At 71.7% G+C, this 19,583-nt stretch carries 19 protein-coding genes; 12 read left to right on the top strand and 7 right to left on the bottom strand.

Features of this window, described 5'->3' with window-relative positions:
• The first annotated feature begins 44 nt into the window (after positions 1 to 44).
• The 6 genes from kdd to D9V37_RS13205 all read left to right on the top strand — a co-directional run bounded on the left by kdd (position 45) and on the right by D9V37_RS13205 (position 5,552).
• Complete coding sequence (gene kdd / locus D9V37_RS13230) at positions 45 to 1,106, top strand: L-erythro-3,5-diaminohexanoate dehydrogenase (protein ID WP_232524911.1); 1,062 nt, start codon at positions 45 to 47, stop codon at positions 1,104 to 1,106.
• Positions 1,106 to 2,659: a lysine 5,6-aminomutase subunit alpha gene (kamD, locus tag D9V37_RS13225; RefSeq protein WP_121806774.1), complete on the top strand. Its 1,554-nt coding sequence runs from the start codon at positions 1,106 to 1,108 to the stop codon at positions 2,657 to 2,659. The genes kdd and kamD overlap by 1 nt, the downstream gene beginning before the upstream one ends.
• Positions 2,656 to 3,402: a lysine 5,6-aminomutase subunit beta gene (gene kamE, locus D9V37_RS13220; RefSeq protein ID WP_121806650.1), complete on the top strand. Its 747-nt coding sequence runs from the start codon at positions 2,656 to 2,658 to the stop codon at positions 3,400 to 3,402. The genes kamD and kamE overlap by 4 nt, the downstream gene beginning before the upstream one ends.
• A complete protein-coding gene (gene kal / locus D9V37_RS13215; protein ID WP_121806649.1) occupies positions 3,399 to 3,788 on the top strand; it encodes a 3-aminobutyryl-CoA ammonia lyase in 390 nt (129 codons plus the stop codon). The genes kamE and kal overlap by 4 nt, the downstream gene beginning before the upstream one ends.
• Before the next feature lie 476 nt (positions 3,789 to 4,264).
• Positions 4,265 to 5,047 carry a polyprenol monophosphomannose synthase gene (locus D9V37_RS13210; RefSeq protein ID WP_332835752.1) on the top strand — a complete coding sequence of 261 codons (783 nt, stop codon included), beginning with the start codon at positions 4,265 to 4,267 and terminating at the stop codon, positions 5,045 to 5,047.
• A 7-nt stretch (positions 5,048 to 5,054) separates the two neighbouring features.
• Complete coding sequence (locus tag D9V37_RS13205; protein ID WP_121806648.1) at positions 5,055 to 5,552, top strand: FxsA family protein; 498 nt, start codon at positions 5,055 to 5,057, stop codon at positions 5,550 to 5,552.
• 4 nt (positions 5,553 to 5,556) lie between these two features.
• On the opposite strand, the gene D9V37_RS13200 is transcribed toward D9V37_RS13205, so the two are convergent.
• The 6 genes from D9V37_RS13200 to D9V37_RS13175 form a co-directional block, all read right to left on the bottom strand.
• The gene (locus tag D9V37_RS13200) at positions 5,557 to 5,937 is read right to left on the bottom strand and encodes an RNA polymerase-binding protein RbpA (protein WP_121806647.1); all 381 of its coding nucleotides are present in this window, start codon (positions 5,935 to 5,937) and stop codon (positions 5,557 to 5,559) included.
• A gap of 163 nt (positions 5,938 to 6,100) precedes the next feature.
• Positions 6,101 to 7,474, bottom strand: a complete 1,374-nt coding sequence (locus tag D9V37_RS13195; protein WP_332835751.1) for an MFS transporter — start codon at positions 7,472 to 7,474, stop codon at positions 6,101 to 6,103.
• Complete coding sequence (locus D9V37_RS13190; protein WP_232524910.1) at positions 7,471 to 8,244, bottom strand: glycerophosphodiester phosphodiesterase family protein; 774 nt, start codon at positions 8,242 to 8,244, stop codon at positions 7,471 to 7,473. Before D9V37_RS13190 ends, D9V37_RS13195 begins: the two co-directional genes overlap by 4 nt.
• Positions 8,231 to 9,769, bottom strand: coding sequence for a helix-turn-helix domain-containing protein (locus D9V37_RS13185; RefSeq protein WP_121806645.1), 1,539 nt, complete (start codon positions 9,767 to 9,769; stop codon positions 8,231 to 8,233). The genes D9V37_RS13190 and D9V37_RS13185 overlap by 14 nt, the downstream gene beginning before the upstream one ends.
• A 34-nt stretch (positions 9,770 to 9,803) precedes the next feature.
• Positions 9,804 to 10,298 carry a hypothetical protein gene (locus D9V37_RS13180; RefSeq protein ID WP_121806644.1) on the bottom strand — a complete coding sequence of 165 codons (495 nt, stop codon included), beginning with the start codon at positions 10,296 to 10,298 and terminating at the stop codon, positions 9,804 to 9,806.
• 30 nt (positions 10,299 to 10,328) lie between these two features.
• A complete protein-coding gene (locus D9V37_RS13175) occupies positions 10,329 to 11,120 on the bottom strand; it encodes a putative protein N(5)-glutamine methyltransferase (protein WP_121806643.1) in 792 nt (263 codons plus the stop codon).
• 18 nt (positions 11,121 to 11,138) lie between these two features.
• Here D9V37_RS13175 and D9V37_RS13170 point away from each other — a divergent pair, with 18 nt between their 5' ends.
• Positions 11,139 to 12,788, top strand: a complete 1,650-nt coding sequence (locus D9V37_RS13170) for an alpha/beta hydrolase (RefSeq protein WP_121806642.1) — start codon at positions 11,139 to 11,141, stop codon at positions 12,786 to 12,788.
• 49 nt (positions 12,789 to 12,837) lie between these two features.
• Here the strand turns inward: D9V37_RS13170 and D9V37_RS13165 are convergent, their stop codons facing one another.
• Entirely contained in the window at positions 12,838 to 13,437 is a 600-nt protein-coding gene (locus D9V37_RS13165; RefSeq protein WP_147455943.1) for a hypothetical protein, read from the bottom strand.
• 102 nt (positions 13,438 to 13,539) lie between these two features.
• Here D9V37_RS13165 and D9V37_RS13160 point away from each other — a divergent pair, with 102 nt between their 5' ends.
• From D9V37_RS13160 to D9V37_RS13140, 5 genes are all read left to right on the top strand, one after another.
• The gene (locus D9V37_RS13160; protein WP_232524908.1) at positions 13,540 to 13,983 is read left to right on the top strand and encodes a GNAT family N-acetyltransferase; all 444 of its coding nucleotides are present in this window, start codon (positions 13,540 to 13,542) and stop codon (positions 13,981 to 13,983) included.
• A 194-nt stretch (positions 13,984 to 14,177) separates the two neighbouring features.
• Positions 14,178 to 15,023 carry a helix-turn-helix domain-containing protein gene (locus D9V37_RS13155; protein WP_121806640.1) on the top strand — a complete coding sequence of 282 codons (846 nt, stop codon included), beginning with the start codon at positions 14,178 to 14,180 and terminating at the stop codon, positions 15,021 to 15,023.
• Positions 15,024 to 15,092: 69 nt separating this feature from the next.
• Positions 15,093 to 16,286 (top strand): MFS transporter, encoded by a 1,194-nt coding sequence (locus D9V37_RS13150; RefSeq protein ID WP_121806639.1) that lies wholly within the window; start codon positions 15,093 to 15,095, stop codon positions 16,284 to 16,286.
• Entirely contained in the window at positions 16,283 to 17,236 is a 954-nt protein-coding gene (locus D9V37_RS13145; protein WP_121806638.1) for an alpha/beta hydrolase, read from the top strand. Before D9V37_RS13150 ends, D9V37_RS13145 begins: the two co-directional genes overlap by 4 nt.
• Complete coding sequence (locus tag D9V37_RS13140) at positions 17,220 to 19,580, top strand: ATP-binding cassette domain-containing protein (protein ID WP_121806637.1); 2,361 nt, start codon at positions 17,220 to 17,222, stop codon at positions 19,578 to 19,580. Before D9V37_RS13145 ends, D9V37_RS13140 begins: the two co-directional genes overlap by 17 nt.
• Positions 19,581 to 19,583 lie beyond the last annotated feature (3 nt).

The following is a 19,583-nucleotide window of genomic DNA, read 5'->3' as shown; positions in this document are numbered from 1 at the left end:
GCGAGATCGTCCGCTCACAAGGCAGATACACGAAAGGATCTCCGGTGTCCCACATCGTGAGCCCGCCCCAGGCCGCCGATCCGGTCGGCACCCACCGGGTGCTCGAGCCCGCGGGCGTGCTGCCGCAGCAGGCGCTGCGCCTCGACGCCCGACGCGAGATCTGGGACGACGAGGTCCGGGTGCGCGTACGCCGGCTCAACCTCGACGCCGCGTCGTTTCGCCAGCTCAGCGAGAAGCACCGCGGCGACGGCGGACAGGTGCGCGCCGAGGTGCTCGACATCGTCCGCAGCCGCGGCAAGATGCAGAACCCCGTCACCGGCTCGGGCGGCATGCTCGTCGGGGTCGTCGAGGAGGTTGGGCCCGACTCGCCCCTGGGCCTGGCCGTCGGCGACCGCGTCGCCACGCTGGTCTCGCTGACCCTCACCCCGCTCGTCGTCGAGGACGCGCTCGCCGGCTGGGACGGCCGCTCCGAGCAGGTGCCCACCGACGGCTACGCCATCCTCTTCGGCCGCTCCATCGCGGCACGACTGCCCGACGACCTGCCCGAGGAGCTCTCGCTAGCCGTGCTGGACGTCTGCGGCGCCCCGGCCCTGGTCGACCGGGTGGTGCGCTCCTACACCGGCCCCGACCATCGCGGTCCGGTGGTGGCCGTGGTCGGGGGAGCGGGTAAGTCCGGCTCGCTCTCGCTCGCCGCGGCCCGCCAGGCCGGGGCGTACGGCACCATCGGCGTGGTGCCGCACGACCGCGAGGCCTCGCTGCTGCGCGAGAGCGGCCTGGCCGACGACGTCGTCGTCGCCGACGCCCGCGACCCGCTCGCGTTGCGCGACGCGGTGAGGGCGGCGGGCGGGCCGGCCGACGTCACGGTCGTGTGCGTCGACGTGCCCGGTTGCGAGGGCGGGGCCGTGCTGGCCACCGCCGACCGGGGCACGGTCGTGTTCTTCTCCATGGCCACCTCCTTCAGTGCCGCCGCCCTGGGCGCCGAGGGACTCGCCGCCGACGTGACGATGCTGGTGGGCAACGGCTACATGCCCGGTCACGCCGACCTCGCGCTGCGCCTGCTGCGCGAGGAGCCCGGCGTGCGGTCGCTGTTCGAGCGGCGGCTGTGATGGTGCTCGACCTCGACCGCACCACCGTCCGGCAGGCACGCACCCTGGCCCGCAAGGTCGGCCGTCCGATCGTCAGGCTGGCCAAGGCGCACACCACCGTCTCGGTGGAACGGGCCACGCTGCGGCTGGCCGGTCTGTCCGGCGCCGACGCCGAGGGCACGCCCTGGGTGAACCGGCTGCTCGACGCCGTGCGTGCCGACGTCGACCTCGGCCACGGCGTCGCACTTCCGGTCTGGGACGCGCTGCTGCGCGAGGAGTCAGAGGACCTGCTCACCTTGGCCCAGAAGGCGGCCGCGGGGTCGGTGCGCTTCCGGCTGCCCGAGGGCCGCGACGCCACCCGCGCCGCCGCGGCCTCCCGCCGCGCCGTCGGCGCCGGCATCAAGGCGATCGACAAGCGGCGCACCGAACGCGAGCGGTTGGTCCGGCGCATCGGCGACGCGCCGCGCCAGCCCTGGATCTACCTCATCGTGGCCACCGGCGACATCTACGAGGACATCCCGCAGGCCCAGGCCGCTGCTCGCGAGGGCGCCGACGTGATCGCGGTCATCCGCTCGACCGGCCAGTCGCTCCTGGACTACGTGCCCGAGGGCGCCACCCGCGAGGGGTACGCGGGCACGTACGCCACGCAGGAGAACTTCAAGCTGATGCGAGCGGCGCTGGACGAGACCAGCCGCGAGCTGGGCCGCTACGTGCGGCTGACCAACTACGCCTCGGGGCTGTGCATGCCCGAGATCGCCGCGCTGGCCGGGCTCGAGCGGCTGGACATGATGCTCAACGACTCGATGTACGGGATCCTCTTTCGCGACATCAACCCGGTGCGCACCTTCGTCGACCAGCGCTTCAGCCGCCAGGTCCACGCCCGCGCCGGCATCATCATCAACACCGGCGAGGACAACTACCTCACCACCGCCGACGCGGTCGAGGCCGCGCACACCGTCACCGTCTCCCAGCTGCTCAACGAGTACTTCGCCAAGGAGGCCGGTCTCGAGGACTGGCAGCTCGGCCTGGGCCACGCCTTCGAGATCGACCCTGCGGTGCCCGAGTCGTTCCGCTTGGAGCTGGCGCACGCGCTGCTGGCGCGCGAGCTGTTCCCCAAGGCGCCGCTGAAGTGGATGCCCCCCACCCGCCACATGACCGGCGACGTGTTCCGCGGCTACCTGCTCGACGGCTTCTTCAACCTGGCCGGTGCGCTCACCGGACAGGGGATCCTCCTCGTCGGCATGATGACCGAGGCGGTCGTGACCCCGTGGCTCTCCGACCGCGACCTGGCACTGCAGAACGTCCGCTACGTGCTCGACGCCGCGGGTGGCCTGCGCGAGGACTTCCGCCCCGCTCCCGACGGGCTCATCGCCACCCGGGCCCGGCAGGTGCTGGGGGAGTCGGTCGACCTGCTGACCCGCATGGCCGACGACGGCCTGCTCGACGCGATCGCCGACGGCACGTTCGGGCTGATGCGGCGACCGGCCGACGGCGGACGCGGCCTGGACGGCGTCGCGAGGAAGTCGGCCGCCTACCTGAACCCCGCCACGCAGATCCTGGAGAACGAGCGATGAGCGAGCAACGCCTGGTGCGTCCCTACGGCGACACCACCGGCGACGGCATGGTGCAGCTCTCCTTCACCTTGCCGCTGCCCCACGACAAGGTCGCCGAGGGCGCCGCGGCGCAGCTGGCGGCGAAGATGGGCATGGACCCAGCGCTGGTGGTGCACGCCAAGCCGATGGGCCCCGACTTCACCTTCTTCGTCGTCTACGGCCGCGTCCACCACCTGGTCGACCCCAGCCTGGTCGAGGTGGTCGAGCGCGACTATCCGCTGCTGACGCCCAAGGAGGTCAACGCCGCGGTCAAGCGCTCGCTGCGCCGACGCCTGGTCGTCGTCGGCGGCTGCATCGGTACCGACGCCCACACCGTCGGCATCGACGCGATCCTCAACATCAAGGGGTTCGCGGGGGAGAAGGGCCTGGAGTACTACCGCGAGCTGAAGGTGGTCAACCTCGGCGCCCAGGTGGCCGTGCCCGAGCTGGTCGAGCGGGCGGTCGCCGAGCGGGCCGACGCCGTCCTGGTCTCCCAGGTCGTCACCCAGCGCGACGCCCACCTCCTCAACACCCGCGAGATGTCGGCCGCCTTCCGCGAGGCCTTCGCCGCCGAGCGTCGCCCGCTGCTGGTGGTCGGCGGCCCGCGCTTCGACGAGACGATGGCCGGCGATCTCGGGGTCGACCGGGTCTTCGGCCGGGGCACCACACCGGGGGAGGTGGCCAGCTTCCTGGTCCACCGCGTCACCACCAGGAGCGCGGCATGAGCAGTCCCGAGGTCGGGACCGTGGTCACGCACCGGCGCTACGTGCCCTACGCGCACGCCCACTACGCCGGCCACCTGGTCGACGGCGCCTACAGCCTGGGCCTCTTCGGCGACGTCGCCACCGAGCTGTGCATCCGCACCGACGGCGACGAGGGGCTCTTCGCCTCCTACTCCGACGTCCAGTTCATCGGACCGGTGCGCGCCGGCGACGTCGTCGAGGCGACCGCGGAGCTGGTCCGAGTGGGTCGGCGCTCGCGTGAGATGCGGTTCAGCGTGCACGTGATCGCGCGCGGCGCCGGCACTCCCGAGCGCGAGTCGGCGGCCACCGTGCTCGACCCGCCGCTGCTGGTCACCACCGCCGTCGGCACCGTCGTCGTTCCCGGCTGACCCACCCGTCACACAGGTCCAGACCCCCCGGGCGTGTCGGACCCGACACGCCGTCGATTCGCGTGCGCGTCACCCGGGGTTCACCGCCTGACTGACCCTCTGACCTGCGGTTTCGTCGTCGACCGGAGCGAAACCGCAGGTCAACGCCGCGGTTGACAGTGGGTGCGGCTCTTGGAAGGGTTTCCGCCTAGTTCCTCCAGGCAGAACGGTCCGCCACGGGCGTAGATGGAGGGCGGGGCACCGGATCGACAGCCACGATCCGACGTCCCGCTCCGGGTCCTCTCCGCCACGATCGGGCCGGGAGAACGCGGGGGGAGATGGTCGTCCAGTAGACAACGCGCCCCTCGTCGCAGCCGGCGGCGGCGGGTGCGGTCCGAAGGCCGGCGAGCTCCCCCCGTTCCTGCCTGCAACGTCGGGTTAGTCCGATTTTGGGGTTTTCAGCTTCTCGTCAGGACGGCAGCCCTACCGTGGTGGGCGTGTCAGTGCTCATGGTGGTGCCCACCTACAACGAGGCCGAGAACGTCGCCTGGATCACCGGGCGCATCCTGGCCGCGGTCCCGACCGCTCACGTCCTGGTGGTCGACGACGACTCACCCGACGGCACCGGCGAGATCGCCGACGCCCTGGCCGCCGCCGACGAGCGGATCCACGTGCTGCACCGGGCCGGCAAGGAGGGCCTCGGCCGCGCCTACATCGCCGGCTTCGGGTGGGGCCTCGAGCGGGGCTATGAGGTGCTGGGCGAGATCGACGCCGACGGCTCCCACGCCCCCGAGGCGCTGCCGCGGCTGATCGCCGCGCTGGAGAACCCCGACGACCCGGCCGACCTCGTCATCGGCTCGCGCTGGGTGCCCGGTGGATCGGTGGTCAACTGGCCGCTGCGGCGAGAGCTCCTCTCGCGCGGCGGCAACCTCTACGTCCGGCTGCTGCTGGGCATCGGCATCCGCGACGCCACCGCCGGCTACCGGCTGTTCCGCCGCTCCACGCTGGAGCGCATCGACCTCGCGACCGTGCTCTCCACCGGCTACGTGTTCCAGGCCGACATGGCCTTCCGGGCGCTGCAGGCCGGGCTGCGCGTGGTCGAGGTGCCCATCGAGTTCGTCGAGCGGATGCGCGGGGCCTCCAAGATGACCCCGCAGGTCGCCTCGGAGTCGCTGAAGCTGATCACGCGCTGGGGCCTGGCCGAGCGCCGCCAGCAGCTGCGCCGGGCCTCCGGGCGTCGCGAGGCGGGCGCGAAACAAACGCCCGTCGCGGTTCGTTAATCCCCATGTGAGCTCCCGCACCCGACGTTTCCCCTGGTGGCTGCTGCTGGTCGCCTTCGTCGTGGTGCCGCTGGTCGAGGTCTACGTGATCATCCAGGTGGGCCAGGTCGTCGGCGCCTGGTGGACCATCGTGCTGCTCATCGCCGACAGCGTGCTGGGCTCCTGGCTGGTCAAGCGGGAGGGCCGCCGTGCCTTCGAGGCGCTGCGCTTCGCGCTGGCCGAGCGCCGGATGCCCGCCAAGGAGCTGGCCGACGGCGTCCTCGTCCTGACCGGTGGGCTGTTGATGCTCACCCCCGGCTTCGTCCTCGACATCCTCGGCGCCCTGTGCGTGCTCCCGATGACCCGGCCGGTCGGACGACGGCTGCTCGCCGGCTTCATCGGACGACGGCTGACCGCGGCCACGACCGGCTACCCCGGTTATCCCGGCTTCGCCAACGACACCGGGGCCCGGAACGACGAACCCCCCGGACCACGCGTGGTCCGGGGCGACGTCGTCGACGAGTAGGCGGCTAGGCCTTCGTCGTCCGCTTGCGCGGCCGGTGCAGGTGAGCGGGGCCGATCTCGCCGCCCCGCAGCAGCTCCAGCCGCTCGGTGAGGATGTCCTCGAGCTCCTTGACCGATCGCCGCTCCAGGAGCATGTCCCAGTGCGTGCGGACCGGCTTCTCCGGCTTCTCCTCCGGCTTGACGCCGTCGGTCGACAGCCCCTCCTCGCCGCAGCGGGGGCATTCCCAGGTCGCCGGGATGTCGGCCTCGGTCGACATCGTGATCTCGAACTCGTGGCCCTGGGGACAGCGGTATCCGACCTGCTGCCGTGCCGCGAACTCGATCCCGCGCTCGTCCTCGAAGCTCTGTCCTCCGAGCCTGGCCCCCCGTAGTGTGCGCTCTGCCATGTGAGCACCTTCCCGTGTGTGGCCTACGTGATCTGTTGAACGTTTGTGCCGGGTTCAGGATTCCCGAACCTTCATCTCACCTCACGTTCTTTCCGGTGTATTCGTTGCGCAAACGGAATCGGATGCGTCGATCGCGTCACGGTGCGGTGCGGTGACAGCCTCCTCACCGGGCCAGTGCCGCCGGCACCCGGTTGCCGGCCTCCTCCACGCCGCGGCGCGGATCGAGCCGCAGCAGCAGCGCGGCGCCGAGGACGAAGAACACGATGAGGGCGAAGATCGCCGGTCGGTAGGAGCCGGTGACCTGGAAGACGACGCCGAACAGCAACGTGCCGAACCACGATGTGCCGCGCTCGCAGGCGTTGTAGAGGCTGAAGTACTCGCCCTCGCGGCCGCGGGGGATGAGCAGGCTGAAGAAGGATCGCGAGAGTGCCTGGGTGCCGCCCAGCACGACGCCGATCGCCACTGCCAGCACCATGAAGAGCGGCACGTTGCGCTCGGGCAGCGCGATGGCCGCGACCACGACGACCATCCACGCGAACGTGCCGCCGAGGATCGCGCGGTAGCCGCCGTAGCGGGCGGCGAGCCGACCGAAGAACAGTGCACCGCCGAACGCGACGAACTGGATGAGCAGGATGGTCGCGATGAGCACGGTCTGGGCGATGTGGAGCTGCTTGGCCCCGTAGGTCGAGGCCTCGGCGATCACCGTCTGGATGCCGTCGTTGTAGAAGAGGTAGGCGCCCAGGAACGTCAGCGTCATCGGGTAGGCGCGCATCTCGCGCAGCGTGGTCGCCAGCTGGCCGAAGCTGCGCGCCCACAGCCCACCCTGGACCGCGACGACGTCCTGGGGAGCCACGTCGCGCAGCCGCAGCAGCGGGATGAGCGTGAACCCGGCCCACCACACGCCGGCGCTGAGCAGGCTGAGCCGCACCGCGAGCCCCGAGCCGATGCCGAGGGCGGAGTGCCCCAGGAACACGCCCAGGTTGATCGCCAGCAGCAGCCCGCCGCCCAGGTAGCCGAACGCCCAGCCGCGCGAGGACACGGCGTCTCGCTCGGCCTCGGTGGAGATGTCGACCAGGATGGCGTAGTAGGCCACCAGTGAGCAGCCGCCGAGGATGCTGCTGGAGACCACCGCGAAAGCGCCGATCTGCCACTGGTCGCCGCGCAGCCAGAACAGCAGCATGCAGCAGGCCGAGCCGGCGAAGGCGAACCCGGCCATGTTCCACTTCTTGCGCGGCGAGCGGTCCACGAAGGCGCCCACCACCGGCAGCACGAAGGCGCTGGCGATGGTGGCGAAGCTGGTGAGGTACGCCGGCAGCGAGCCCGCGGCCAGGTGCAGCCCGAGCACCGAGACCGTCCGGTCGCAGGTCTCGTCCGGGTCCGTGCAGCCGGCCGCGCGACCCGCGACGGTGATCATGTACGGCGCGAACAGCACCGAGAGGACGGTCGTGTAGTAGGCCGAGTTGGCCCAGTCGTACCAGTTCCAGGCCCGTTGCTGGCTGCGTCGACGCAGCGGGGCGAGGTCGGCGAACCCGCTCACGACCACGACCCGCGCTGCTCGAGCACCTCTCGCAGCAGGTCGGTGCGATCGGTGATGAGGCCGTCGACGCCGAGGTCGAGCAGCTCGGCCATCTCGGCCGGGTCGTCGACGGTCCACACGTGCACGTGCATCCGCGCGGCGTGCGCCCGCCGGACCAGCCTCGGCGTCACCACCCGGACACGGCCGCGTCGGTGCGGCACCTGGAGCACCGCCGGACCGCGGCAGGGCAGTCCGGCCACCACCCGGGCCACCTCGGCGGGGGCGGCGGCGGTCGCCACCCGGCCCCCGGTCAGGCGACGGAAGGAACGGATCCGCGGCAGCGAGAACGCCCCGACGCACACCCGGTCCTCGGCGCCGGTGCTGCGCAGGAGGTCGGCCAGCGGGCGTACGGCGCTCTCGGACTTCAGGTCGACGTTGAACCGGGCGTCGGGCAGGTCGGCGAGCAGCTCGGCGAAGCGCGGGACGGCGTGGCGGCCGCCGATGAGCGCCTCGGCCAGCTGCGCCGAGGTCAGCGACTCGATCCGCCCGGTGCGGTCGGTGACGCGGTCGAGCACCTCGTCGTGGAAGGCCACCAGGACGCCGTCACGGGTGGCGTGGACGTCTGTCTCCAGGTAGCGGTAGCCCAGCCGCGTGGCGTGGCTGAACGCCTCGGCGGTGTTCTCCAGTCCTAGCAGGTCGGGGTGCTGGGCACCGCCGCGGTGCGCCATCGCGACGACGCCGACGTCGTCGAGGTAGGCGTAGCCGGTGCGGACCGCCTCAGATCTCGCCACGCGCGTCACGAAACGTCTCGATCTGGGCGCCGAGCTGGTTCAGCCGCTCGGCCAGGTCCTCGTACCCCCGGTCGATGACGTAGACCGAGCGCAGCACCGAGGTGCCCTTCGAGGCCAGCATCGCCAGCAGGATGACCACCGCCGGCCGCAGCGCCGGCGGGCAGACGATCTCGGTGCCCGACCAGTGCGTCGGCCCCTCGATCATCACCCGGTGCGGGTCGAGCAGCTGCACCTTGGCACCGAGGCGGGTGAGCTCGGTGAGGTAGATGGCGCGGTTCTCGTACACCCAGTCGTGCAGCATCGTGCTGCCCTGAGCGGTGGCCGCGATGACGGCGAAGAACGGCAGGTTGTCGATGTTGAGGCCGGGGAACGGCATCGGGTGGATCTTGTCCAGCGGCGCGGTGAGGTTGGAGCGCTGGGTGGTGATGTCGACCAGCCGGGTCTGGCCGTTCGCGGCGGCGTACTCCGGCGACCGGTCGTAGCGGAACCCCATCTCCTCCAGCAGCGCGAGCTCGATCTCGAGGAACTCGATCGGCACCCGCCGCACCGTGATCTGCGAGCCGGTGACGATGGCGGCGGCCAGCAGGCTCATCGCCTCGATCGGGTCCTCGCTGGGTGCGTAGTCGACGTCGACGTCGATGTCGGGGCGGCCGATGACGGTCAGCGTGGTGGTGCCGACGCCGTCGATCTTCACCCCCAGCTTGTCGAGGTAGAAGCACAGGTCCTGAACCATGTAGTTGGAGCTGGCGTTGCGGATGACGGTGGTGCCGTCGTGCAGCGCCGCGGCCATGAGGGCGTTCTCGGTGACGGTGTCGCCACGCTCGGTGAGGACGATCGGCCGGGCGGGGGAGACGTCCTCGTGCACGCTGGCGCGGTAGTGGCCGTCGGTGGCCACCACCTCCAGGCCGAAGGGACGCAGGGCCGTCAGGTGCGGCTCCACGGTGCGCTTGCCCAGATCGCAACCGCCGGCGTAGGGCAGCAGGAAGGAGCCCTCGCGGTGCATCAGGGGGCCCAGGAACATGATGACCGAACGGGTGCGGCGGGCAGCGGCTGCGTCGATGGCGCCGAGGTCGAGCTGGGCGGGCGGGATGATCTCCAGGTCGCCGGCGTCGTTGAGCCAGCGGGTCTGCACGCCGATGCTCTGCAGCACCTCCAGGAGGCGGTTCACCTCCTCGATCCGCGCCACCCGGCGCAGCACCGTGCGGCCGCGGTTGAGCAGCGAGGCGCACAGCAGCGCGACCCCGGCGTTCTTGGAGGTCTTCACCTCGATGCTGCCGCTCAGCGTCGTCGGGCCGGTGACGCGCAGGTGCGTAGGCCCGGCCCCTAGCTGGACGATGGGACTGTCGAGCGCCTCGCCGATCCGGGCGATCATCTCCAGGCTGATGTTCTGGTGGCCGCGCTCGATGCGGTTGACCGCGCTCTGGCTGGTGCTCAGCTCCTCGGCCAGCTGGGCCTGCGTCCAGCCGCGGTGCTTGCGGGCATCACGGATCAGCGCGCCGATGCGCTTGAGGTAGTCGCTCTCCACGAGGGTCGAACGTATCTCACATATGAGATAACGCCTAGTCGGCTCGCCGCGCTGCGGATCGCAGCAGGTGCCGGATCCGCCGCCGGGCCATCCGGCGGGCGTGGCCGACGACCCACACGCAGGTGCCGGCCAGCGGCAGCTCGACCAGCACGGCGAGCACCAGCGCCTGCCAGAAGTCGTGACCGGTGGGGGAGGTGACGACGTCGAACCAGGCGTCGGTGATCAGCAGCGCGGCCACCGCCCCGGCCCAGATGCCCATCCACGGCGAGCGGCGCAGCACGGTGATCGCGGTGCCGGCCAGGCCGAGGAACAAGAAGACGTCGAAGCCGGCCCAGGCGACGTCGTAGTGGGCCGAGGTCTGCCGCTCGGGCAGGCTGAAGCCGAGGTAGAACACCCACGGCACCAGCAAGACAGCGCACAGCCCGAGCACCACGCCCACCCAGGGCAGCGCTCGCGAGGTGTCGCGCAGCAGCCGGTCGGCGGGCGCGTTGGGCACCGCCTCGTCGATTGCCCGCACCGGGTCCGTCACAGCACGAATCTACGCCCGCCGGTGCCCGATCTAGGTCCGCCGTGCCAGCACCACGGTGGCGCCGAGCTCCTCGTCGTGGTCGACGCGCGGCACCAGTCCGACGCTCGTCAGCAGCGCGAGGGCGGCCTCGACCTGGGGCTCGCCGACCTCGGCCAGCAGGTGGCCGCCGGACCTCAGCCAGCTCGGCGCCTCGGCCGCGACGCGGCGGTGCACGTCGAGGCCGTCGGGACCACCGTCGAGCGCCAGCCACGGTTCGTGATCGCGGGCCTCCGGCGGCATCGTGGCCAGCTCGCCGGTGGGCACGTACGGGGCGTTGACCGCGAGCACGTCGACCCGCCCGCGCAGGTCGGCGGGGAGCGGGTCGAAGAGGTCGCCGCAGCACACCTCGGCCCCGGGCAGGTTGCGCTCGGCGCAGGCGACGGCCGCCGGGTCCATGTCGGCCGCGACCACCCGCGAGTCCGGCCGGCGCGCCGCGACCACCGCCGCGACAGCACCGACACCGCAGCACAGGTCCACCGCGACGTGGGGGGCCAGGTCGGCAGCCAACCGGGCCAGGTGTGCCGTGCGCTGGCGCGGGACGAACACCCCCGCAGCGACGGCCAGCCGCAGCCCGCAGAAGTCGACGCGGCCCAGCAGGTGCTCCAGCGGCTCACCGGCCACCCGCCGCTCGAGGAGCTCGGCCAGCTCGGGACCGGAGGCGGCGCCGAGCAGCAGGTCGACCTCCTCCTCGGCGAACACGCAACCTGCTGTCCACAGTCGCGTCACCAGGGTGTGGCGGTCCGGACCGGTTGGTGGTTGGGTGCTGCGGTGCCTAGAACTCATCGACTCCTCACAGGATTAGTGTCCGTCGCCCTCGTGGCGACCGGCGCGGTGGCGGCCGGATCCACGGCGTCCGCGGCGCCGTCGCGGCCCGCGGTCGGACCCACGACTCCGATCGACGTTCCCACCCCGCCGCCGATCAGCTTCGGTCCGTGCGGCGACGACCAGCCCGGCCTGCAGCGCGTCGGCGCGCAGTGCGGCCTGCTGACCGTGCCCCTGGACTACGCGAACCCCACGGGCGCGAAGATCCAGCTCGCCGTCTCGCGGCTGGCGCACACCGTCCCCGACGCACAGAGCCAGGGCATCATGCTGGTCAACCCCGGCGGCCCGGGCGGTTCCGGCCTCGGGCTCTCGGTGCTCGGCGGCAAGGACTCCACCGGCACTGCCTACATCCCCGGCGGTGCGGGCGGCTACTACGACTGGATCGGCTTCGACCCGCGCGGCGTGGGCGACAGCGTCCCGTCGCTGTCGTGCAACACCCACTACTTCGGCTTCGACCGGCCCGACTACCGCACCTTCACCCAGAAGCTGCGCCACTTCTGGCTGGCGAAGGCACTGCGCTACTCCAAGGCCTGCCAGAAGAAGGGCGGCGCGCTGCTCGACCACGTGCGCACCCTCGACAACGTCTACGACATGGAGAGCATCCGCAAAGCGCTGGGGCAGAACCAGATCAACTACTACGGCTTCTCCTACGGCACCTACCTGGGCCAGGTCTACGCGACCGTGTACCCCTCGCACGTGCGCCGCATGGTGTGGGACGGCGTCGTGAGCCCCACCGACACCTTCTACAAGTCCAACCAGGCTCAGGACAAGGCGTTCGAGAAGACCATCAACACCTTCTTCGGCTGGGTGGCCCGCCATCACAAGGTCTACCAGCTCGGCACGACGAAGAAGCAGGTCAAGCACCGCTGGTACGCACTGCTGGCCAAGTCCAAGCGCCACCCGTTCGCCGGCAAGATCGGGCCCGACGAGTGGACCGACCTGTTCCAGGGCGCCGGCTACTACGTCTACGGCTGGGCCGAGACCGCGACACTCTTCCGGGCCACCGCCCGCGGCAACTACAAGCCGGCGGTGCGTGAGTACCCGAGCGTGAACGGCACCGGCCCGGGCTCCGACAACGGCTTCGCGATGTACCTGGCCACCGAGTGCACCGACGGCCCGTGGCCCAGCTCGCAGAAGAAGATCGACCGTGACAACAAGCGGCTGTACAACAAGGGCTTCCACTACCTGACGTACTCCAACGCCCAGTTCAACGGTCCCTGCCGCACCTGGAAGGGCAAGGCCGACCCGGCACCGGTGAAGATCGCCGACAACGGGGTTGCGCCGATCCTCATGGTCGAGGAGACCTTCGACCCGGCCACCCCGTTCAAGGGCGCGCTGCAGGCCCGCCGGATCTTCTCCAACTCGGTGATGATCGAGGGCAAGAACGGCACCACCCACGCCGGCTCGCTCAGCGGCGTCGCGTGCACCGACGACACGATCGCGACCTACCTGATCAACGGCACCCTGCCGGCCCGCCAGGCCGGCAACCGGTCGGACAAGACCTGCCCGCCGGTGCCGCGGCCCGCGGCCGAGCGCAGCTCGGGTCGGTCCACGTCCGATCGGTCCGCGTCGAGCACGGGCTGGTCCGAGGTCCGGCAGATCCTGGCGGCCGCCCAGCAGCACGGCTGATCCGTCCGCCCACGGGCCGCTGACCCGGCGCAGCTACGTCTGCGACGGGTCAGCGGCCTCGCTGCGTCCGGGGGGCACGGGTGGCGCTGGTGGAACGGGCCGAGTTGGGGGCGGGATCGGGCGGGCTGACGCTGACGCTCTCGTGCTGGCGCTCGCGTACGGCGCGCTTGATCTGCTGGAGGTTGTTGCGCAGCAGGTCCGAGACCAGCTCGTCCATCCGCGGGTCGGCGAGCATCTCCACCAGCACCCGCATGGTGGTCTCGGTGACCTCCTGCACCACCAGGTCGTAGCCGGGCAGCTTGCCGATCAGCCGCACGTTGGGGTCGTGCTTGACCTTCTCGGCCACCAGGTCGCGCAGCTCGCGGCGGTTCTCCAGCAGGGCGTCGGAGATGTTCTTCGTGTAGTGCCCGGTCTGGATGACATCGGCCACCTCGTCGAGCACGGCGATGGTGATCGGCCGCTTGACCACGCCGACGACGCGGTCGGTGGCGTGATTGACCAGCCGGACGGCCCAGGGGCTCTGCAGGCCGCGCCGGACGAACCAGCGGGTCAGCAGCGCGGCCCCGACGGCCAGCACCAGCACCGCGAGCACGACCAGCTCGATCAGGTGGCTGGTGGTCAGCAGGGGAGCGGGCAGCGGCAGGGGCACGGCACCAGTCTGCCGGGCGTCCACCGCTCGAGGTCGAGACCATGGGCGAGGTGGTGGCCCGGATGTTGGCGGCCGCGCAGGTCCGAGCCGATACTCGGCCGCGTGACCCTGGTGCGCCCGCTTGAGGCCGACGACCACGACCGTTGGCGCGAGCTCTTCGCGGCCTACCGCGCGTTCTACCGCCTCGCTCCCGACGACGCGGTCATCGACCGGGTGTGGGGCTGGCTGCTCGATCCCGCCCACGAGCTGTCGGGTCTGGTCGCCGAGGTCGAGGGCGCGGTGGTCGGGATCGCCCACCACCGACCGTTCGCACGCCCCTCGACCGGCACCGTCGGTCTTTGGCTCGACGACCTCTTCGCCGATCCCGCGGCGCGCGGTCGTGGTGTCGGTCGGGCGCTGATCGGGCGGTTGCAGGAGCTGGCGCGGGAGCAGGGCCGATCGCTGGTGCGGTGGATCACCGCCGAGGACAACGGCACCGCGCAGCGCCTCTACGACGATGTCGCCGCTCGGACGCGGTGGGTCGTCTACGAGGCGCCGCCCACCTGATCGAGCCGCACAGCAGCAGGTCGTGTGCTCCAGCGGTCGCCAGAGCGACCACTCCAGCACACGACTCGCTTGCCGCACGTCGCGCGCCGTCGTCCTGGTCGAGCAACCCACCGAACGCGTTGTCCACAGGGCAATTCCCCAACTGTCACTGAGGGGGACAGGCACGTGACCGGCTCGCCGGGCACGATGGAGTCATGACCACCGCTGCGGCCCCGGACCTGGCCGGCTTCCTCCGCAGCCGGCGCGCCGCCGTCGGACCCGAGTCGCTCGGCGAGCGCGGGTATGGGACCCGCCGCGTGCCCGGGCTGCGGCGCGAGGAGCTCGCCGACGCGGCCGGCGTGTCGCTGACGTACTACACGCGCCTCGAGCAGGGCCTGGCCACCCACCCGTCCACCCAGGTGCTCGACGCGCTGGCCCGGGCCCTCGGTCTCTCCGCCGACGAGCGGGCGCACCTCTACCGGCTCTCCGGCGTGCCGGCCCCGGTGGCGACGCCGGGGGAGCGGCTGCGCACTGATCTGCCGATGCTGCTGGACCGGATGCCCGACGTCGCCGCGATCGTGCTCTCGCCGCGACAAGACATCGTCGCCTGGAACCGGCTCGGTCACGCCGTCGTCGCTCCCCACCTCGACGCCGACGCCCCGGCCGGCCCCACGCCGCCGAACAAGGTGGCCCTGCTCTTCACCGACCCGGCCTCGCGAGTGTTGCACCGCGAGTGGGAGTACGAGGCCACGCTCGCGGTCGCCTCGCTGCAGTTCCTCAGCGCCACCCGCGCCGAGGACCCCGCCCTGGCCCGACTGATCGGCGAGCTCAGCCTGGCCAGCACCGACTTCGCGCGGCTGTGGGCCGAGCACCCGGTCCAGCTGTGCACCCACGGCCTCAAGCGCTACCACCACCCCGACGTCGGCCGGCTCGACCTGCGCTTCGAGGTGCTCCACCTGCCCGAGGAAGACGGCCACCGGCTGCTGCTCCAGCACGCCGTGCCCGGCAGCCCGGACGACGACGCGCTGCGCCTGCTGGCCAGCCGCACCGTCACCGGCTAGCGGCCGCCCGCCCCTCTAGCCCGTTCGTTCCACCCGTCCGCTCCACCCATCCGTCGAGGAGACCCCGTGATGGACAGCTCTGCCCTGCCCGCGTGCGCCCCACCTGTCGTCGAGGAGCATCGCTCCCTCCCGCCCGGCCTGCTGGCGCTCGCGGTCGGCGGCTTCGGGATCGGGCTCACCGAGTTCGTGATCTCCGGGCTGCTCAGCGAAGTGGCCCGCGACCTCCACGTCGGCGTCCCCGCCGCGGGTGCCCTGGTGTGGGGCTACGCCCTCGCCGTGGTGGTGGGGGCGTTCACGGTGACCGCCGCCCTCACCCGACGACCACCGCGCGCGGCGTTGCTGGTGCTGCTCGGCCTGTTCGTGGTGGGCAACGCTGCGACGGCGGCCGCACCCGACTTCACCGTCGCAGTGGCCGGCCGCGTGGTGACGGCGTTGTGCCACGGCGGCTTCTTCGGCATCGGCGCCGTGCTGGCCGGCGACCTGGTACCGGTCCACCGCCGGGCCAGCGCCGTCGCGGTGATGTTCGGCGGCCTCACCCTGGCCAACGTCCTCGGCGTGCCGTTCGGCACCTTCGTGGGCCAGCAGCTCGGCTGGCGAGCGGCGTTCTGGTGCATCGCCGCCATCGGCGTGGTGGCCATGGCCGGCGTCCGGCTCCTGGTTCCCCGGCGTCCCGCGCCGCCGACGGCCGGCTCGCACCTGGGCGTGCTGCTCCGGCCTCAGGTGATCGTCTCGATGCTGTTGACGATGACGATGTTCGGCGGCCTCTTCGGCGCCTTCATCTACGTCGAGCCACTCGTGCGTCACGTCACCGGCTTCTCCGAGACGGCCGTGCCCTGGCTGCTGGTGGTCTTCGGCGTCGGGCTGTTCGCCGGCAACCTGCTCGGCGGCCGCGCCGCGGACCGCAGCCTCACCACGACCTTCCGGGTGCTCGCCGTACTGCTGCCGCTGGTCCTCGTGGCGTACGCCCTCACCGCGTCCTGGCGTCCGGCCGTGGTGGTGCTGCTCCTGGCCATGGGCCTGGTCGGGTTCGCCGCCACGCCCGCCCTGCAGGTGCGGGTGATGCAGTTCGCAGGAGACGCCCCGACCATGGCCTCGGCGGCCAACATCGCGGCCTTCAACCTCGGCAACGCGATCGGCTCGGCGCTCGGCGGGCTGACCATCGCGCTCGGTCTGGGCTGGCGCTCACCGGTGTGGGTCGGCGCCGCGATGGCGCTGGCCGGCAGCGTCCTGGTGTTCTCGACGACGCACGAGGCCGACCGATGAGCGCCCTGCACCCGCAAGCCGCCGCCCACCTGGCCGGCATCGCCGGACTGCCCACCATCGCCGAGTCGACGGTGGCCCAGGCCCGGGCGGCAGGCCTGGGCTACCTGCAGCTGCAGCGGCCCGCGCCGGCGGTGGCGCACGTCGAGCACCGCTTCATCCCCGGTCCGCACGGCGACCTGCCGATCCGGGTCATCCGGCCGAGGCTGGCCGGCGCACCCGGGCCGGCGGTCGTGGTGCTCCACGGCAGCGGCTGGGTGATCGCCAACCTCGACGTGGTCGACGAGCCGGCCCGGGTGCTCGCGGTCGACACCGGCTTCACCGTGGTGACGGTCAACTACCAGAAGGCGCCCGAGCACCGGTTCCCCGTGCCGCTGGAGGACTGCGTCGCCGCGGTCAGGTGGGTGGTCGAGCACGCGGACGACCTGGGAGTGGACCCGGCCGCCGTCGCGGTGGTCGGTGACAGCGCCGGCGGCAACCTGGCCGCAGCCACCACCGCCGAGCTCGTCGCCGACGGCGTGCCGATCGCCGCCCAAGCGCTGTTGTACCCGGCGCTCGACCACGCCCGCACCACCGCGTCGTACACCGAGTTCGCCACCGGCTTCGGCCTCGACGCCGCCGACATGGCCTGGTTCTGGCGCCAGTACGTCGACGACGAGCAGGGCGGCGACCCCCGCGTCTCACCCCTGCTCGCCGACGACGTGTCCGCGCTGCCACCCACGTTCGTGGCCACCGCCGGCTCCGACGTGCTGCGCGACGAGGGCGAGGCCTACGCCGCGCGGCTGCGCGGGGCCGGGGTCGAGGTGCAGGAGCGTCGTTACGACGGCATGATCCACGGGTTCTGGTGGATGGACGCCGTGCTCGACGACGCGCGCCGGCTCCAGCGCGATCTCGCGACGTTCCTCTGTTCGCGGCTGCATCTGTCACGATCGCCCGATGACGAGCAGTCGTGAGGCCGACCGCCACGACCGGATCCGGGTGGTCGGCGCCCGGGTCAACAACCTCCGCGACGTCACCGTCGAGCTGCCCAAGCGGCGGCTGACCGCGTTCACCGGCGTGTCCGGCTCGGGCAAGAGCTCGCTGGTGTTCGGCACCATCGCCGCGGAGTCCCAGCGGATGATCAACGAGACCTACAGCGCGTTCGTACAGGGCTTCATGCCCACGATGGCGCGCCCCGACGTCGACGTGCTCGAGGGTCTGACGACGGCGATCGTCGTCGACCAGGAGCGGCTCGGCGCCGACCCGCGCTCCACGGTGGGCACCGCCACCGACACCGGGGCACTGCTCCGCATCCTGTTCAGCCGCCTGGCCGAGCCGCACATCGGCACCCAGCAGGCGTACTCCTTCAACGTCGCCTCGATGAGCGGCGCCGGTGCGGTGACGACGACCAAGGCCGGCCGGCAGACCAAGGAGCGCCGCAGCTTCAGCGTCGTCGGCGGCATGTGCTCGCGCTGCGAGGGGCGCGGGCGCGTCGAGGACATCGACCTGACGCAGGTCTACGACGAGGAGAAGTCGCTCGAGGACGGCCCGTTCCTCGTGCCCGGTTACACGATGGACGGCTGGTACGGCCGCATCTTCAAGGGCTGCGGCTTCTTCGACACCGCCAAGCCGATCAAGAAGTACTCCAAGCGTCAGCTCGAGGACCTGCTCTACAAGGAGCCGACGAGGATCAAGGTCGAGGGCATCAACCTGACCTACGAGGGCATCGTCGGGCGCATCCAGAAGTCCATGCTGTCCAAGGACATCGACTCCCTGCAGCCGCACATCCGCGCGTTCGTCGAGCGCGCGGTGACCTTCGCGACCTGCCCCGAGTGCGACGGCACGCGGCTCAGCGAGCTGGCGCGCTCCTCGAAGATCCAGGGCCGCAGCATCGCCGAGGTCAGCGGCCTGCAGATCTCCGATCTCGCCGACTGGGTGCGCGGCCTCGACGACGCCTCGGTGGCGCCCCTGCTGACCGCCCTGACCGAGAGCCTCGAGGCGATGGTGGAGATCGGGCTGGGCTACCTCAGCCTGGACCGGCCCTCGGGCACGCTCTCGGGCGGCGAGGCGCAGCGGGTCAAGATGGTCAAGCAGCTCAGCTCCTCGCTCACCGACGTCACCTACGTCTTCGACGAGCCGACCGTCGGCCTGCACCCGCACGACATCGCGCGCATGAACGATCTCCTGCTGCGGCTGCGCGACAAGGGCAACACGGTGCTGGTCGTCGAGCACAAGCCGGAGGCCATCGCCATCGCCGACCACGTCGTCGACCTCGGTCCGAAGGCGGGCACCGAGGGCGGCGAGATCGTCTTCGAGGGCACGGTCCCCCAGCTGCGCAGGAGCGACACCCTCACCGGACGGCACCTCGACGACCGGGCCTCGCTCAAGGACGAGGTGCGCCAGGCCACCGGCGCGCTCGAGGTGCGTGGCGCGAGCAGCCACAACCTGCGCGTGGTCGACGTCGACATCCCGCTCGGCGTGCTGGTCGTCGTCACCGGCGTCGCCGGCTCGGGCAAGAGCTCGCTGATCCACGGCTCGGTGTCGGGCCGCGAGGGCGTCGTGACCGTCGACCAGAGCGCGATCCGCGGTTCGCGGCGCAGCAACCCGGCCACCTACACCGGGCTGCTCGAGCCGATCCGCAAGGCGTTCGCCAAGGCCAACGGCGTCAAGCCGGCGCTGTTCAGCGCGAACTCCGAGGGTGCCTGCCCGCACTGCGACGGCGCCGGCGTGACCTACACCGACCTCGGCATCCTGGCCGGCGTCGCGGTGACCTGCGAGGTGTGCGAGGGCAGGCGGTTCGACGCCTCGGTGCTCGACTACACGCTGGGCGAGCGCGACATCAGCGAGGTCCTGGCGATGCCGGTGGCCGAGGCGCTCGCGTTCTTCGCCGACGGCCCGTCGAAGGTGCCGGCCGCTCACGCCATCCTGCAACGGCTCGACGACGTCGGCCTGGGCTACCTCCGGCTCGGCCAGCCGCTGACGACCCTCTCCGGCGGCGAGCGGCAGCGGATCAAGCTGGCCACGCACCTGGGCGACAAGGGCGAGGTCGTGGTGCTCGACGAACCCACCAGCGGCCTCCACCTGGCCGACGTGGAGCAGCTGCTGGGGCTGCTCGACCGCATCGTCGAGGCCGGCCGCTCGGTCGTCGTCATCGAGCACCACCAGGCCGTGATGGCCCACGCAGACTGGATCATCGACCTCGGCCCGGGCGCCGGCCACAACGGCGGCACCGTGGTCTTCGAGGGCACCCCGGCCGACCTCGTGGCCGACGGCTCGACCCTCACCGGGCAGCACCTGGCTTCCTACATCCACGCCTGAGAG

Origin of the sequence: Nocardioides mangrovicus (assembly GCF_003674065.1) — a bacterium.
Taxonomy (GTDB): domain Bacteria; phylum Actinomycetota; class Actinomycetes; order Propionibacteriales; family Nocardioidaceae; genus Marmoricola; species Marmoricola mangrovicus.
This window is presented reverse-complemented; position numbering and strand designations above follow the sequence as displayed.